Raw genomic sequence first — 14,518 nt, 5'->3', positions numbered from 1 at the left:
GGCTTTGCGGGAACGCGGGTGGGGGGCATGGGGTTATCCTCGGGCACCTCAACGAACGGACCCCAGATGACCCTTCAGCAGTTCATGTCCTTCGCGCTGGTGGGCATCGTGGTGGCGATGCTGATCTGGAACAGGTGGCGGTTCGACGTGGTTGCGGTGCTGGCCCTGCTGGCCGGCGTGTTCCTGGGGCTGATCCCCGCGAAGGACGCCTTTTCCGGCTTTGCCGACGACATCGTCATCATCATCGCCTCCGCCCTGATCGTCAGCGCCGGGATCGCCCGGTCCGGGGTGATCGACGCGCTGGTGCGTCCGGTGGCGGCGAAGCTCAGCACGCCGACGCGGCAGATCGCCTTCCTGTGCGGGTCGGTGGCCTTCATGTCGGCACTGATGAAGAACATCGGCGCGCTCGCCATCTTCCTGCCGATCACCATGCAGCTGGCGCGGCGGCACCGGACGGGGGCGCACCGGGTGCTGATGCCGATGGCCTTCGCCTCGCTGATGGGCGGGCTGATGACGCTGGTCGGCACCTCCCCCAACATCATCGTGTCGCGCGTGCGGACGGAGATCGTCGGCCAGCCATTTTCCATGTTCGACTACCTGCCGGTCGGGCTGGGCATCACGGTGGTCGGGCTGCTGTTCCTGATGGTCGGCTGGCGCCTGCTGCCCCAGGACCGCAGCGGCGCCCGCTCGGCGGAAGAGACCTTCGCGGTCGAGAATTACGCCAGCGAGATGAGGCTTCCCGCCCGGTCTTCCTTCGTCGGGCGCACCGTTCGCGACGTGGAAGCCCTGGCGGAGGGCGAGGCCCAGGTGATCGGCCTGATCCGCGAGCGTTTCCGCCGCTATGTGCCCGACAAGCACTGGACCCTGATGGCCGACGACGTGCTGGTGCTGGAAGGCGATGCCCCCGCCCTGCAACGCCTCGTCCAGGGCGCGTCGCTGGAGCCGCTGGGCATCCTGGAGGGGGCGGAGGGCGAACTGCTGGCGGTCGAGGCGGTGGTGACGCCGGACTCGCCGCTGGCCGGCAAATCGGACCGCTCTCTGGATCTGCGCCGGCGCTTCGGCGTCAGTCTGCTGGCGGTCAGCCGGACCGGGGAGCGGCTTGCCCGCCGCCTGCACCATGTGATGTTCAGGGAGGGTGACCTGCTGCTGCTGCAGGTGCCGGCGGAGCGCTATCCGGATGCGCTGGCCGACGCCAACCTGATCCCGCTGGCGGAGCGCAGGCTGCAGCTCGGCCGGCGCCGGCCGGTCTGGGTGCCGGTCGGCATCCTGGTCGTCACGATGCTGGTCCTCGCCTTCCATCTGGCGCCGCTGGCGGTCACCTTCCTGGCGGCGGCGGCGGCGATGATCGTCACCGGCGTGCTGAGCGTCGAGGATGCCTATCATGCGGTGGAATGGCCGATCATCGTCCTGCTGGCGGCACTGATCCCGGTCAGCGGCACGCTGGAGAGCACCGGGGCGACACAGGTGATCTCAACCCTGCTGGCCGATGCCGCGCGCGGCCTTCCGGCGGTGGCCTGCGTGGCTCTGATCATGGCGGCGGCGATGGCGGTGACGCCGTTCCTGAACAACGCCGCGACGGTGCTGGTGATGGCGCCCATCGGCGCGGGCGTGGCGCAGCAGCTGGGGCTCAGCCCCGACCCCTTCCTGATGGCGGTCGCGGTCGGTGCCGGAAGCGATTTCCTGACGCCCATCGGCCACCAGTGCAACACGCTGGTGATGGGGCCGGGCGGCTACCGGTTCGGCGATTATCCGCGGCTGGGCGTGCCGCTGTCGCTGATCATCCTGGCGCTGGGCACCTGGCTGATCGTCATGGTCTGGCCGCTTGGCGGCTGAGAGGAGCGGCTGGGCGGGGAGGGGAACAATGGGAAGCCGGGCTCCGTTGCCCAAGCCCGGCCCCAGGTCCAATGTCCGGATGGCCTGAACAACGAGGATCACGACCGTGCTGGTTTCCGAGATCATGGCGAAGGCGCTGGAGTTCATTTCGCCGGACGCGACTGTGCAGGACGCCGCGACTCTTATGGGGGAACTGGATGTCGGCGCCCTGCCGGTCGGATCGGCCGACGACCTCGTCGGCATCCTGACCGACCGCGACATCCTGTTCCGGGTGGTGGCGGAAGGCGGCGACAACACGCGGGTGCGGGTGCGCGACGTGATGTCGAGCGCGCTGTTCAGCTGCCGCGACACCGATACGCTGGCCACCGCCATGGACATCATGGGCGCCTATCACGTGCGCCGCCTGCCGGTGCTGGACGAGGGCGGGGTGGTGGTCGGCTGGCTGACGCTGAGCGACATTTCGCGCCGCATGCTGCTGGACACCGACACCATCCGCGAGGCGCTGAGCGAACTCAGCGCCAGCGGGCAGGATGTGTGAGGGAAGGACGAAAGCCCCGCCATTCCCTTTACAGCCGCAGCCCCATCTGCCGGTTGAGGCGGACCACCAGATCGGCCGGCAGGCCCAGGCGCTGGGCGAGATAGCGCAGGTAGGAGCGGTTGATCGGCGCGTTCTTGTCGACCGTCGCCAGCGACACGGCGTAGAAGCGCGCCGCCAGCCGCGGGGTGTCGATCCGGCGGACCAGCTCCTCCAGGCATTGCGGTTCGTCCACCAGCTGCTCCAGCCGGCTCCGGGCCTCCTCGTCGAGGCTGCTGGTGCCGAGCCTGCTCCGGATCCGGCCACGTTCAACCGCATCCAGTTCGCCGTCGGCCTGGGCGGCGGCCGACATGGCAAGGACCAGCAGATGGGTCTCGTTTGCGTCGGCGGTCCGGAAGTCGGTGGGCGCGCGGTCGAGCAGCTGGTGGCGGTTGCGCAGATGGGCATCGAGGATCTGCCTGCCCAGCATCGCATGCAGCGCCGGTTCGTGACCCAGGCGGGACTTTGGCGGAGCAGGTTCGACCGCCGGTGCGGCATCCGCGGCGGGTGCCTCGGGCGCTCCGGCGAAAAGGCGCTTCAGCAGGCCGAGAGGGGCTTGGGTCATTCCGCGGTCACTCCCCGGCCGTTTGCGGGCGGCGCTGCATCGCAGTGTCGATCTGGGTCAGCAGGCGGGAGAAATCGACCGGCTTGGGGTGATAGTCGTCGCAGCCGGCCTGCAAGGTCTTCTCGCGGTCGCCGGACATGGCGTGGGCGGTCAGCGCGATGATCGGGATGCCGGAGGTCTCCTGCTCCGCCTTCAGCTCGCGGGCGGCGGTCCAGCCATCGATGATGGGCAGGTTCATGTCGAGCAGGATGACGTCGGGCCGCTCGCTGCGCGCCATGTCCACCCCCTGCCGTCCGTCGAAGGCGAGAACGACGTCGAACCCGCGCCGCTTCAGCCGGCGCGACAGGAAGTCCCAGATTTCCTCGTGATCCTCGACCAGCAGCAGCTTAGCCATCGGTACCTCCTGTTCCGTTCGTCGCGCCGGCGTCCGTGCTCCGCTCCTGGGGGCTCCGGTCGGGCGGAGCAGGCCGCAGGCGGGCGATCGCTTCCTTCAACTCCTCGATCACCCCATCCGCTCCGTCCTCTGCCATCGGGATGATGTCCTGCACCCGGCCGCGCAGTTCCTCCGTCTCATCGCGCCCGATCGGCTGGGCGACGACGACGATGACGGGGATGTCCTGCCAGTCCGGGTTGCGGTCCAGCGCCTTGAGGAAGGCGAAGCCGTCCAGTCCGGGCATGACGGGGTCGAGCAGGATGACGGTCGGCAAGGTGGTGGCGAGGTGGCGGAACGCCTCCTCCTCCGTTTCGGCCTCGCCGATCTGCCAGCCGTCGCGGCCCAGCTCGGCGGCCAGGAGGGTGCGGGTCTCGTCCGCCTCCATCATCACGAGCGCCGTGCCCGGTGCCTGCCCACTGAGACCGCTCAGCACCCGGTGCAGGCGCTGCCAGTCCACCGGCTTGGTGAAATAGTCGGCAGCCCCCAGCGACAGGGCCAGCCCCTTTTCCCGGCGCGACGAAATGATGATGACGGGAATGTCGGCAAGGTCGGGTTCGGCCTTCAGCACCGACAGCACCGACCAGCCGTCGGTCCGCGGCATCATCACGTCCAGCAGGATGGCGCGCGGGCGGATTTGCCGGGCAATCGACAGGCCGGTCTGCCCGTCGGCGGCCAGAGCCACGCCGAACCCCTCGCGATGCAGGAAACGGGCGAGCAACTCGCGCATCGCCTGTTCGTCGTCGATGATCAGGATCGTTTCGCGGGCGGCCGGGGAGGGCGTGACCTCCTCGACGCTCAACGGGTCGGCGTCGGCCGAGCCGGCCAGACGGCCGTACCGCAGGTCGGCGGGAAGGCGGAGCGTGAAGCTGGTGCCCTGGCCCGGCGCGGTGTCGACCGAAATCCCGCCGCCCAGCATGTCGGCGAAGGCCTTGGTGATCGCCAGCCCGAGCCCGGTCCCGCCGAAGCGCCGGGTGGTGGAGCTGTCTGCCTGCATGAAGCGTTCAAACAGCCGGCGGACCTGTTCCGGCGTCATGCCGATCCCGGTGTCGGTGACGCGGAAGACGACCATGTCGGTCGGCGTGACGTCATCCACGCCCTGTGGGCCTGGGGCGGCGCGGTCCACCGACAGGGTGATGGTGCCGTCCTCGGTGAATTTCGCGGCGTTGCTCAACAGGTTGAACAGGCACTGGCGCACCTTCACCACGTCGGTGTGCATGGTGCCGAGCCCGTCCGCCACCTCCACCGCCAGCCGGTTGCCCTTCTTGGACACCAACGCCTCCACCGTCGCGGCGACCTCACGCGTCAGCTCGGCGATGTCGGCGTCCTCGCCATGCACCTCCATCTTGCCGGCCTCGATCTTCGAGATGTCGAGGACGCCGTTGATCAGGTTCAGCAGGTGGCGGGCGTTCGCCTCGATCTTCTCCAGATCGGGCAGCATGCTGTCGACACCGAGGTCGGCCAGTTCCTCCTCCAGCATTTCGGTGTAGCCGATGACGGCGCTGAGCGGCGTGCGCAGCTCGTGGCTCATGTTGGCGATGAACAGGCTCTTGGCCCGGTTGGCCTCTTCCGCGGTGAAGCGGGCGGCCTCCAGTTCCTCCTCCACCCGCTTGCGCACGCTGATGTCCTGCATGGCGCCGATCATGCGCAGGGGCTGGCCGATGGGGCTGCGCAGCACGAAGCCGCGGTCGAGGATGCTGGCATAGCTGCCGTCGGCACGGCGGAAGCGGTATTCGTCGTTCCAGCGCGTGCCGCCGCCGTCGATCACCTCATGGATGCCGGTGACCACATGGTCTTGGTCGTCGGGATGGATGTGGTCCATCCACCAGGAGGCGGAGGTCTCGGTCGCATCCGCGCCATAGCCGAACAGGGTGCGCACCGCCTCGTTCCAATGGATGCGGTCGGACGACAGGTTCCAGTCCCAGATGGCATCGTTGGTTGCCTGCGCCGCCAGCCGGTAGCGTTCCTCCGTCTCGCGCAACACCTCCTCGGCGCGGCGGCGGGTGGTGATGTCGGTGTGGACGCCGACCCATTCCTGAACGGCCCCGCCGGCGTCGAGCAGCGGCACGGCGCGGACAAGCATGTCGCGGTAGACGCCGTCGTATCGGCGCAGGCGGTGTTCCGTCTTGTAGATTGTCCGCCCCGCCCGCGCGGCCCGCCAGGCTTCCGAGGTGTGGGGGCGGTCGTCGGGATGGATGGCCTCGACCCAGCCGATGCCCTTCAGCTCGTCGGAGGTCTGGCCGGTGAAGCTGCTCCAGCTCGGCTGCGGAGCCTCGAAGCGGCCGGCGCCGGAGGTGTACCAGACGATGGCGGCGGTCGCCTCGACCAGCGAGCGGAAGCGCTCCTCGCTGAGGCGCAACTTCTCCTCCGCCCGCTTGGCGTCGGTGGTGTCCCAGGTCACGCCGATCAGGGTCAGGCTGCGTTCCGGCGTGCTGTCGGTCACCACGCCCCGTGCCACCGCCCAGCGGATTTCGCCGGACGGCAGCAGGATGCGGAATTCGGCGTCATATTCGCCGCGTTCCCGCCGGGCGGTCTCGATGATCCCGCCGATCCGCGGCTGGTCGTCGGGATGGACGCGGCCGGTCACGTCGGAGCCGTTTATCGGCTGGTCCGCGGTGAAGTCGAAGATCTCGCGCAGCCGGCCGTCGGCCTCGATGCGGTCCTCCTCTAAATCCCAAGACCAGGCACCGATGCGCGCGGCGCGCAGCGCCAGTTGCAGCCGGCGTTCCGCCTCCATGATCCGGGATTCGGCCTTGCGCTGCTCGGTCACGTCGGTGTTGGTGCCCAGCCAGCGCAGGATGCGCCCATCCGGGCCGTTCACCGGAACGGCGCGCGACAGGAACCAGCGGTACTGGCCGTCCCTGCCGCGCAGGGGGAAGGTGTCCTCCCACGGCTCGCCGGTGCGGATTGCGCGGAAGAAACCATCGGAGGCGCGGTCGACATGGTCGGGGTGGTGGACGCTCCGCCAGTTCCAGCCCTCCGTCTCGCCCGGCCTGGCACCCGTATACTCGTACCAGCGCCGGTTGTACCAATAGATCGCGCCGCTGGCATCGGCCATCCAGGTCAGCTGCGGGATCAGGTCGGCGAGACCGCGGAACTGGGCCTCGTTCTCGCGCAGCAGTGCTTCTGTGCGGCGGCGTTCGGCGGCATCGTTGGCGCGGTCGATGGCGCCGCCCAGCAGGTTGGCGACGCCCTGGAGGAAGGCGGCGTCGGCGGCGTCGAAGCGGCCCTCCCGGCCGCTGTCGACCTCCAGCACGCCGAAGGGCGCGCCCTCGCCGCGGATGATCACGTTGATGGCGCGCGTCACTCCGTGTTCGGCCAGTAGGTCGGGGCAGCGGAAACGGGACTCGGCGGCGAGGTCGTTTGTGATGACCGGCTCGCCGGTCTTCAGCGCGTAGCCGGCAGGCGAGGCGAGGTCGGCGCCGACCGACCGCTGGCCGACCACGCCGGGATGCCAGCCGACACCGGCGCAAACCAGCAGACATTCGCTACCATCGTCCTCCTTTACCCATTCCAGCGCCTTGCAAAGCTCGGCCTCCAGCGCTTTGGCGGAGAGGGAGGTCGCCTGCTGCAACAGGTCGGCGATGTCGGTGCTTTTCAGGGCGGCCAAGCCGAAGCGGGCCAGCAGGCCGTGCTGCTTCTCCCTGCGGGTGAGGCTGGCGGCGAGCTGGCTGCTGGACGGGGTGTCGGTCTGGGACGCTCGGTCGGGGGGCATGAACCATGGTCGGACGGGGAGGGACAGCAACGGAAACAGCCGGCGGCGGCTTTCGTTCACGGCGGCGTGCTGGGTACCCCTGACAGGAACGGTGTGTTGCGGCTTCCGGTCTGTCGTGCGGAGGGCTATTTTCCTCCGACCTGCGGAGCGGCTGCTCCGGTCCCTGGTCAGGCAGCCGTTCCCGCCACTGTACGAACACGAGGCATGGATGTCGAACAGCCTGAAATTCTACATCGACGGCGCCTGGGTGGATCCGGCGAACGGGCCCGCGACCGGGACGGCGGGCGGCACGACGCTCGACGTGATCGATCCGGCGACGGAGGAGGCCTTCGCCACCATCGCGATGGGCACGGCGGAGGATGTCGACCGGGCGGTCGCCGCGGCCCGCGCCGCCTTCCCGGCCTTTGCCGCCACCTCGCGCGAGGAGCGGCTCGCCCTGATGCGGCGTCTGCTGGAGTGCTACAAGGCGCGTTACGACGCCGTCGCGGACATCCTGTCGCGTGAGATGGGGGCGCCGAAGACGCTGGCCCATCGCTCGCAGGCGGCCATGGGAACCGCCCACCTCTCCCGGATGATCGAGACGCTGGAAGGCTTCGCGTTCGAGGAATTGCGCGGCTCCACCCTGATCAGCAAGGAGCCGATCGGCGTCGTCGGCATGATCACGCCGTGGAACTGGCCGATCAACCAGATCATGTGCAAGGTGGCGCCGGCGCTGGCCGCCGGCTGCACCATGGTGCTGAAGCCGAGCGAGATCGCCCCGCTCAACGCTATCCTCTTCGCCGAAGCCGTCCATGAGGCCGGCGTGCCGAAGGGCGTCTTCAACCTTGTCAACGGCGACGGGCCGACGGTGGGCGAGGCCATCGCCCGCCATCCGGGCGTCGACATGGTGTCCTTCACCGGATCGACGCGGGCCGGCATCCTCGTCGCCAAGGCGGCGGCCGACACGGTCAAGCGGGTGCATCAGGAACTGGGCGGCAAGTCCGCCAACATCATCCTGGACGATGCCGACCTGAACCGCGCCGTGAAGCTGGGCGTCGAGAGCTGCATGAGCAACAGCGGCCAGTCGTGCAACGCCCCGACCCGGATGTTCGTGCCGGCCGCCCTGCACGACCAGGCGGTCGAGATCGCGAAGACCACGGCCGAACGGCTGAAGGTCGATGCGCCGTCCGCCGCCGACACCCGGCTCGGTCCGGTCGTCAGCCAGGTCCAGTACGACAAGATCCAGCGCCTGATCGAGACCGGCATCGCCGAGGGCGCCGACCTCGTCACCGGCGGCCCCGGCCGCCCGGAAGGGCTGAACCGCGGCTATTATGTCCGGCCGACGGTCTTCGCCAACGTCACCGACGACATGACCATCGCGCGCGAGGAGATCTTCGGTCCGGTGCTGGCGATCCTCCCCTATGGCAGCGAGGAAGAGGCGATCCGCCGCGCCAACGACACGCCCTACGGCCTCGCCTCCTATGTGCAGTCGGGCTCGCTGGAGCGTGCCCGCAAGGTGGCGGCGCAGATGCGCAGCGGGAACGTCTACATCAACCACCCGGCCTGGGACGCCGGCGCGCCCTTCGGCGGCTACAAGCAGTCCGGCAACGGGCGCGAATATGCCGATTTCGGGCTGGAGGAGTTCCTGGAGATCAAGGGGACCGTCGGCTACGCGCCCTGAAACCACCTGTGATGGAGCCTTGTGCTCCATCTGATTCCGGTGAAGCCGGCCGCCCATGGGTTGGGTGGCCGGCCAGGGTGGCGCTGCGCCTCAGAACGACCGGATCATGAAAACGAGCATCCATTGAACGCTCCGGCCTTATCGTCGGCCTGAGGGGCCTCGCATGTAATGGCGTTCGGGCCGGTAGGACGGACGGAACCAGGACGGGAAGCGGGCCCGGACCCATGCGCGCAACGCGGCGAGCATGTCGTTCATCTCCTTGTCGTTCTCATTTCGTACGGTTGCGTCACTTCAGGCCCAATGCCGTGCGCACGGCCGCGGCGCCGTCCTTGCCGTCGCGGGTCGACACGCCGGCCAGCCAGGGGCCGAGCAGGTCGGGATGCGCCTTCAGATGGTCGGCGGCAGCGTCCTTCGGCGCCTTCTTGTCGTCCGTAATGGCGGCCATGATCTCGTTCTCCATCCCGACGGTGAAGGCGAGCTGGCCGAACAGGCGGTGGACATTCGTGCAGTCGTTGCCGTAGCCGCGCCGGGACAGGGTGTTGACCGTGGTACTGCCATAGTTCGGGCCGAAATAGGCGTCGCCGCCGCTGAGATAGGTCATGTCGATCCGGGTGTTCATCGGGTGCGGCTGCCAGCCGAGGAAGACCACCCAATCCTTGCTGCGGGTCCGGCGCACCGCCTGGGCCAGCATGGCCTGCTCGCTCGATTCGACCAGCGTCCAGCCTTCCAGTCCGAAATCCTTCTTGTCGAGCATGCGCTGGATGTTCTGGTTTGCCGGCGCCCCCGGCTCGATCCCGTAGATCTTCTTTTCAAACCGGTCACCGAACCGGGCGAGGTCGGCGAAGCTGTGCACACCGGCATCGGCCACTGCCTTCGGCACCGCCAAGGTGAATTTGGCGTTCTCCAGGTTCGGTCGAACGATCTCGACGGATTTCTCGGCGATCAGCTTGTCGAGGAAGGTGGATTGGGCCGGCATCCAGTTGCCGAGGAAGACATCGATCTGCGCGGTCTTCAGCCCCTGGAAAATGATCGGTACGGCGACCGTCTCGATCTTCTGCTGGTAGCCCAGCGCGCTCAGCAGCGTGCCCGCCACCGCATTCGTCGCGGTGATGTCGGTCCAGCCGGGATCCGCCATCCTCACCGTCTGGCAGCTTGCGGGTTCCGCCGCCGATGCCGCCGACAACCCGGCCGCCATCCCGAACACGGCCATCAGGCCGGCCAGCGCCGCACGTCCTGCCGCCAAACCGCCCTTTGCAACCCCGGGTCCATGCATGCTGCTTTCCCTCCTGTCGGTTGACGGTCGAGTTCCGGCGCGCCGCCGCGCCGTCCTACTGCGCAGGGATGCCGGGGCGCGGGAAGCGCGCCATGGCTTCCAGATCGTCGAGATCCAGATGGTTGCGCATATAGCTGGTGCCTGCATCGGTGAAAGGCTGGAAATCCCAGGAGCGGTGCTGCCCCTGCCGCAGCGCGTCGCCGACCAGAAGGCGCAACTGCTGGCTGGCGACGACCTCCTCATGCAGGCGCGCCAGATCCCAGCGCCGATCCACCTCGGCGCGGTAGCGTTGCAGGGCATCGGCCTCCGCCGGGCCGGCGGCAGGCTGTCCCGCCCGGTTGGTCAGCTCGTCCGGGTCGTCGGACAGGTCGTAGAGCTGGTCGGGATCGGCCGGCGAATGGATGAATTTCTCGCTTCCCCGCCGGATCATCACAATCGGCGCCACGGCGCCTTCACCCAGATATTCGCCGATCACCTCGTCATGGCCGCCGCTGCGCTGAAGGTGCGGCAGCAGGCTGCGCCCGTCGATGGGGGTCCGCAGGCTGGTCGCCGCCCCGTCATGGGCGAAATCGACCAGGGTCGGCAGCAGATCCATAGACGAGACCGAGGCGGCGACCCGCCCGGCCTGGAACCAGCCCGGCGCCCGGACGATCAGCGGGATGCGGCAGGCGGACTCGAAGAAGCTCATCTTGTACCACAGGCCGCGTTCGCCCAGCATGTCGCCATGGTCGGACAGCAGGACGACGATGGTGTCCTCGGCCAACCCGGTTTCCTCAAGCACGGTCATGAGCCGGCCGATCTGGTCGTCGACATAGGCGACGGACCCGTAATAGGCGCGGCGGGCATTGCGGATCTGCCGTTCGCTGAGCGGCATCTCGTCCATGGCACAGACATGGCGCAACCGCCGCGAATGCGGGTCCATCTCGTCCGGCGCCAGTGTGACGCGCGGCAACGGCACCTCCGCGTCGGAGTGGCGGTTCCAGTAGCGCTCGGTGATGGCGTAGGGGTCGTGCGGGTGGGTCAGCGACACCACGAAGCAGAAGGGCCGTTCCCGCCGGCCGCGGGCGATGTCGTACAGCTTGCGCTCCGAAGTGAAAACCACCTCCTCGTCGAAGTCGAGCTGGTTGGTGCGCAGGCAGGGGCCGGCATCGCGCACCGAACTCATGTTGTGATACCAGCTCGGCCGCACATCGGGCCTGGTCCAGTCCGGCGTCCAGCCGAAGTCGGCCGGGTAGATGTCGGTGGTCAGCCGTTCCTCGAAGCCGTGCAACTGGTCGGCCCCGCAGAAATGCATCTTGCCGGACAAAATCGTCCGGTAGCCCGCCAGCCGCAGATAATGGGCGAAGGTGGGGACGGTGGAGGGGAATTCGGCGGCGTTGTCGTAGGCGCCGATGGCCGAGGGCAGCCGTCCCGACAGGAAGACATAGCGCGAGGGGGCGCAGAGCGGACTGTTGCAGTAGGCGCTGTCGAACACCACGCCGCTTTCCGCCAGCCGGTCGATGTTCGGTGTCCGCACCGTCGGATTGCCGTAGGCGCCGAGCGCCTGCGGGATCATCTGGTCGGCCATGAGAATGAGGATGTTGGGACGCCGCGCCATATCCGCCTGCTTCATACCGTCTGTGGACAGATCGTTCGAGGAGGATAGAATTGACCAAGCCGGCAGGGAGCGTGAAGCCCCTGTCTGATCATGCTGGCATGAAGGGTGCTCATGGGAAAGGACCGCCTGCCGCCGCTGCGCACCCTGCTGTTCTTCGAGGCCGCCGGCCGGCTGCTCAGCTTCAGCGCCGCCGCGCGCGAGCTTGCCTGCACCCAGTCGGCCGTCAGCCACCAGATCGGCTGGCTGGAGGCCGATCTGGGGACGCCGCTGTTCCGCCGCCTGCACCGCGGGGTGGCGCTGACGCCGGACGGCGTGCGGCTCTACGAGGCGACGCGCGACGCGCTGGACGGCATCGGCGACGCGGTGACCCGCATCCGTGACCGGCGCCGGCCGGGCGTGCTGAACGTCGCCACCGATTTCGGCTTCGCCGCCGGCTGGCTGCTGCCGCGTCTCAGCGCCCTGCGCCAGCTGCTGCCCGAGCTGGACGTGCGGATCGTGACGATGCAGACCGCAATCGACCTGCGCCGCGAGGCGGCGGACATCGCCATCACCTTCGGGCACGGCCATTGGCCCGGCTGCGAGGCGGAGCTGCTGTTCCCGGAACGGGTGCTGCCGGTCTGCAGCCCGGCCTTCCGGGCGAGCCGCGCGCCGCTTGCCGCCGGGGGCGCCGGCAGCCCGGCCGACCTGTCGTCGCTGCCGCTCCTGCATCTGGAAAGCGTCGGGCCAGCCGCGTGGCTGTCCTGGGGCGACTGGTTCACCCTGTACGGGCTGCCGATGCCGGCCGGCGGCCAGGAGCTGACCTTCAACAACTATCCGCTGGTCCTGCAGGCCGCGTTGATGGGCCAAGGGGTGGCGCTGGGATGGAGCCCGCTGATCGACGACCTGATGCGGGACGGGCATCTGGTTTCCCTGCTCGACCGGCCGATCCAGACGGAACGGGGCTATTTCCTCGTCGTGCCCAGCCGGCGCCGACCGGACGAACGCCACGACCGCTTCCGCCGCTGGGTGGTCGAGGAAAGCCGGCGGGACGCAACCGCTTGATCGCGGGCGTCCGGCTGCGCCCCGCTCATCACAGCAGGCCGCCCTCGCGCAGCCGTCCGTCCAGCTCCTCGTTGTATCGCTTCAGCGCGTGCTGTTCGGTGAGCAGCCCGATCACCCGCATCCGGTCGGTGCCGTCCACCACCGCCAGTACGTCGCTCTCCGCCGTGGCGAAGCTCTTCATCGCCTCGCGGATGTTGACGTTGGGCAGCAGCATGTCGGTCTTGAGGCGGATGAGGTCGGCGAGTTCGACCGTCTCCGCCGTCTCGCGGTGGGCATCGGAGACGAAGACGATCCCGGCATAGCGGTCGGCCTGATCGACGACGATCACCCTCTGCGTCGCCCCCAGCGGGAAGGCGCGGCGGAACTGGGCGAGCGTCTGGTCGTCGCGCACAGTGCGGACATCCTTGCGCATCATGCGCCCGACCGTCAGGTCGCGGATCCAGCCGACGTCGGCGGCGCTGCGGATCGACTCGCCGCGCAGATGGAAGCGCCAGGTGGCGAAGGAATAGCCGAAGACCCGCCGGACGGTGATCGACGACACCACCGCGGCGGCCAGGACCGCGATGGTCAGGGGCAGGCTGCCGGTGACCTCCAGGGCGAGGAATGCCATGGTCAGCGGAGCGCCGAGCACCGCGGTGGCCATGGCGCACATGCCGACGATGCCGATCACCACCGCCGGGATGGTCAGCCCGACCGCCAGCATCCAGCCGATGGCGACCAGCTTGCCCAGCATCGCCCCCAGGAACAGCGAGGCGAAGAACAGGCCGCCACGGAAGCCGGACCCGATGGAGATCGCCGAGGCCAGCGCCTTCAGCCCGATCAGCGCCAGCAGGACCGGGGCGGTGTAATAGGCGTTGAAGCCGACATGCAGCGCCCCGTGGCCCGACGACAGCACCACCGGCGTGGCGAGCGCCAGCAGCCCGATGCAGCATCCGCCGACGACCGGGCGGGCCCAGGCCGGAACGCGGCTTCGGTTGAAGACCGCCTCCACCAGCGCGACCGTCCGCATCATGGCGATGCCGAGCAGGGCGCACAGCACGCCCATCAGGCAGACCAGTGCGTAATCGGCCGCCCCGAGACTGCCGGCGAAGCCGACCTGCAACGACGGCTGCGGCAGGATCAGCCGCATGACGCCGACGCCGGTCATGGCGGCGACGCCGACCGGGGCCAGGGTGGAGATCGAGTAGCTGGCGATCACCAGCTCGAAAGCATAGAAGGCGCCGGTCAGCGGCGCGTCGAAGGCCGCCGCGATTGCCGCGGCGGTGCCGCAGCCGACCAGCGTGCGCAGGTCGCCGCGCCGGACATGGAAGATGCGGCCGAGCTTGGATGCCACCATGGCACCGGCCTGGGCATAGCCGGCCTCCATGCCGACCGAGGCGCCGAAGCCGTTCGACAGCATGGTTTGCAGCACCAGCAGCAGGCTGCCGTGGATGGGAATGCGCCCGCCATGCAGCGCATTCGCCTCAACCGGATCGATGATAGACAGGCGGGGAAGCCGGGCGAGCAGCCAGCCGAGCCCCGCCATCAGGCCGCCCCCGGCGACCGGGACCAGCGCCGCCCGCCAGGGATCGACGGCGGCGGCCCCGCTGACATCGTGGCCCTCCACCGCGAACAGGATGTGATGGAGCGACTGCACCGCGGTGACGATGGCGGCGACGAGTCCGGCGGAGACGATGCCGATGCCGGCGGCCAGCACCGCCAGCCAGATCTCGTCGCCGCGCACGAAGGCGCGCAGCCAGGCAGGAGCCCTGATGCCTGGATCCTGCTGTTCCGGACGGGACAGCCTGGCTTTCAGCGAGTGGAACATGCGACGGCGCGCCGCCTCCGGCG

Annotated in this window: 10 protein-coding genes; 4 read left to right on the top strand and 6 right to left on the bottom strand. The window is 68.9% G+C overall.

Translation table 11 applies throughout. The features are described from left to right. The first annotated feature begins 66 nt into the window (after nucleotides 1-66). Both TSH64_RS21390 and TSH64_RS21385 read left to right on the top strand, forming a co-directional pair. Nucleotides 67-1,833, top strand: a complete 1,767-nt coding sequence (locus TSH64_RS21390) for an SLC13 family permease (RefSeq protein WP_109448052.1) — start codon at nucleotides 67-69, stop codon at nucleotides 1,831-1,833. Nucleotides 1,834-1,939: 106 nt separating this feature from the next. After that, nucleotides 1,940-2,371: a CBS domain-containing protein gene (locus TSH64_RS21385; RefSeq protein ID WP_244592406.1), complete on the top strand. Its 432-nt coding sequence runs from the start codon at nucleotides 1,940-1,942 to the stop codon at nucleotides 2,369-2,371. 28 nt (nucleotides 2,372-2,399) lie between these two features. Here TSH64_RS21385 and TSH64_RS21380 read toward each other — a convergent pair whose 3' ends face one another. The 3 genes from TSH64_RS21380 to TSH64_RS21370 are packed head-to-tail and all read right to left on the bottom strand — an operon-like array spanning nucleotide 2,400 to nucleotide 7,117. Further along, nucleotides 2,400-2,972 carry a DUF533 domain-containing protein gene (locus TSH64_RS21380; RefSeq protein WP_109448050.1) on the bottom strand — a complete coding sequence of 191 codons (573 nt, stop codon included), beginning with the start codon at nucleotides 2,970-2,972 and terminating at the stop codon, nucleotides 2,400-2,402. A 7-nt stretch (nucleotides 2,973-2,979) separates the two neighbouring features. Continuing rightward, nucleotides 2,980-3,366 (bottom strand): response regulator, encoded by a 387-nt coding sequence (locus TSH64_RS21375; protein ID WP_109448048.1) that lies wholly within the window; start codon nucleotides 3,364-3,366, stop codon nucleotides 2,980-2,982. Beyond that, nucleotides 3,359-7,117 (bottom strand): PAS domain-containing protein, encoded by a 3,759-nt coding sequence (locus TSH64_RS21370; RefSeq protein ID WP_109448046.1) that lies wholly within the window; start codon nucleotides 7,115-7,117, stop codon nucleotides 3,359-3,361. Before TSH64_RS21370 ends, TSH64_RS21375 begins: the two co-directional genes overlap by 8 nt. A gap of 208 nt (nucleotides 7,118-7,325) precedes the next feature. Between TSH64_RS21370 and TSH64_RS21365 the strand changes: the two genes are divergently transcribed. After that, the gene (locus TSH64_RS21365) at nucleotides 7,326-8,777 is read left to right on the top strand and encodes an aldehyde dehydrogenase family protein (RefSeq protein WP_109448044.1); all 1,452 of its coding nucleotides are present in this window, start codon (nucleotides 7,326-7,328) and stop codon (nucleotides 8,775-8,777) included. Nucleotides 8,778-9,063: 286 nt separating this feature from the next. On the opposite strand, the gene choX is transcribed toward TSH64_RS21365, so the two are convergent. Continuing rightward, complete coding sequence (gene choX, locus TSH64_RS21360; protein WP_199237625.1) at nucleotides 9,064-10,050, bottom strand: choline ABC transporter substrate-binding protein; 987 nt, start codon at nucleotides 10,048-10,050, stop codon at nucleotides 9,064-9,066. 55 nt (nucleotides 10,051-10,105) lie between these two features. After that, a complete protein-coding gene (gene betC / locus TSH64_RS21355) occupies nucleotides 10,106-11,647 on the bottom strand; it encodes a choline-sulfatase (RefSeq protein WP_109452905.1) in 1,542 nt (513 codons plus the stop codon). A gap of 111 nt (nucleotides 11,648-11,758) precedes the next feature. Between betC and TSH64_RS21350 the strand changes: the two genes are divergently transcribed. After that, a complete protein-coding gene (locus tag TSH64_RS21350; protein ID WP_109448042.1) occupies nucleotides 11,759-12,688 on the top strand; it encodes a LysR substrate-binding domain-containing protein in 930 nt (309 codons plus the stop codon). A gap of 28 nt (nucleotides 12,689-12,716) precedes the next feature. Here TSH64_RS21350 and TSH64_RS21345 read toward each other — a convergent pair whose 3' ends face one another. Next, on the bottom strand, nucleotides 12,717-14,495 hold the full coding sequence (locus TSH64_RS21345) for a chloride channel protein (RefSeq protein WP_109448040.1): 1,779 nt from the start codon (nucleotides 14,493-14,495) through the stop codon (nucleotides 12,717-12,719). Between the last annotated feature and the right edge of the window lie 23 nt (nucleotides 14,496-14,518).

The organism is Azospirillum sp. TSH64, from assembly GCF_003116035.1.
GTDB lineage: Bacteria > Pseudomonadota > Alphaproteobacteria > Azospirillales > Azospirillaceae > Azospirillum.
Note: the sequence above shows the minus strand (reverse complement) of the source record. Positions and strands in the feature narration are given on the sequence as shown.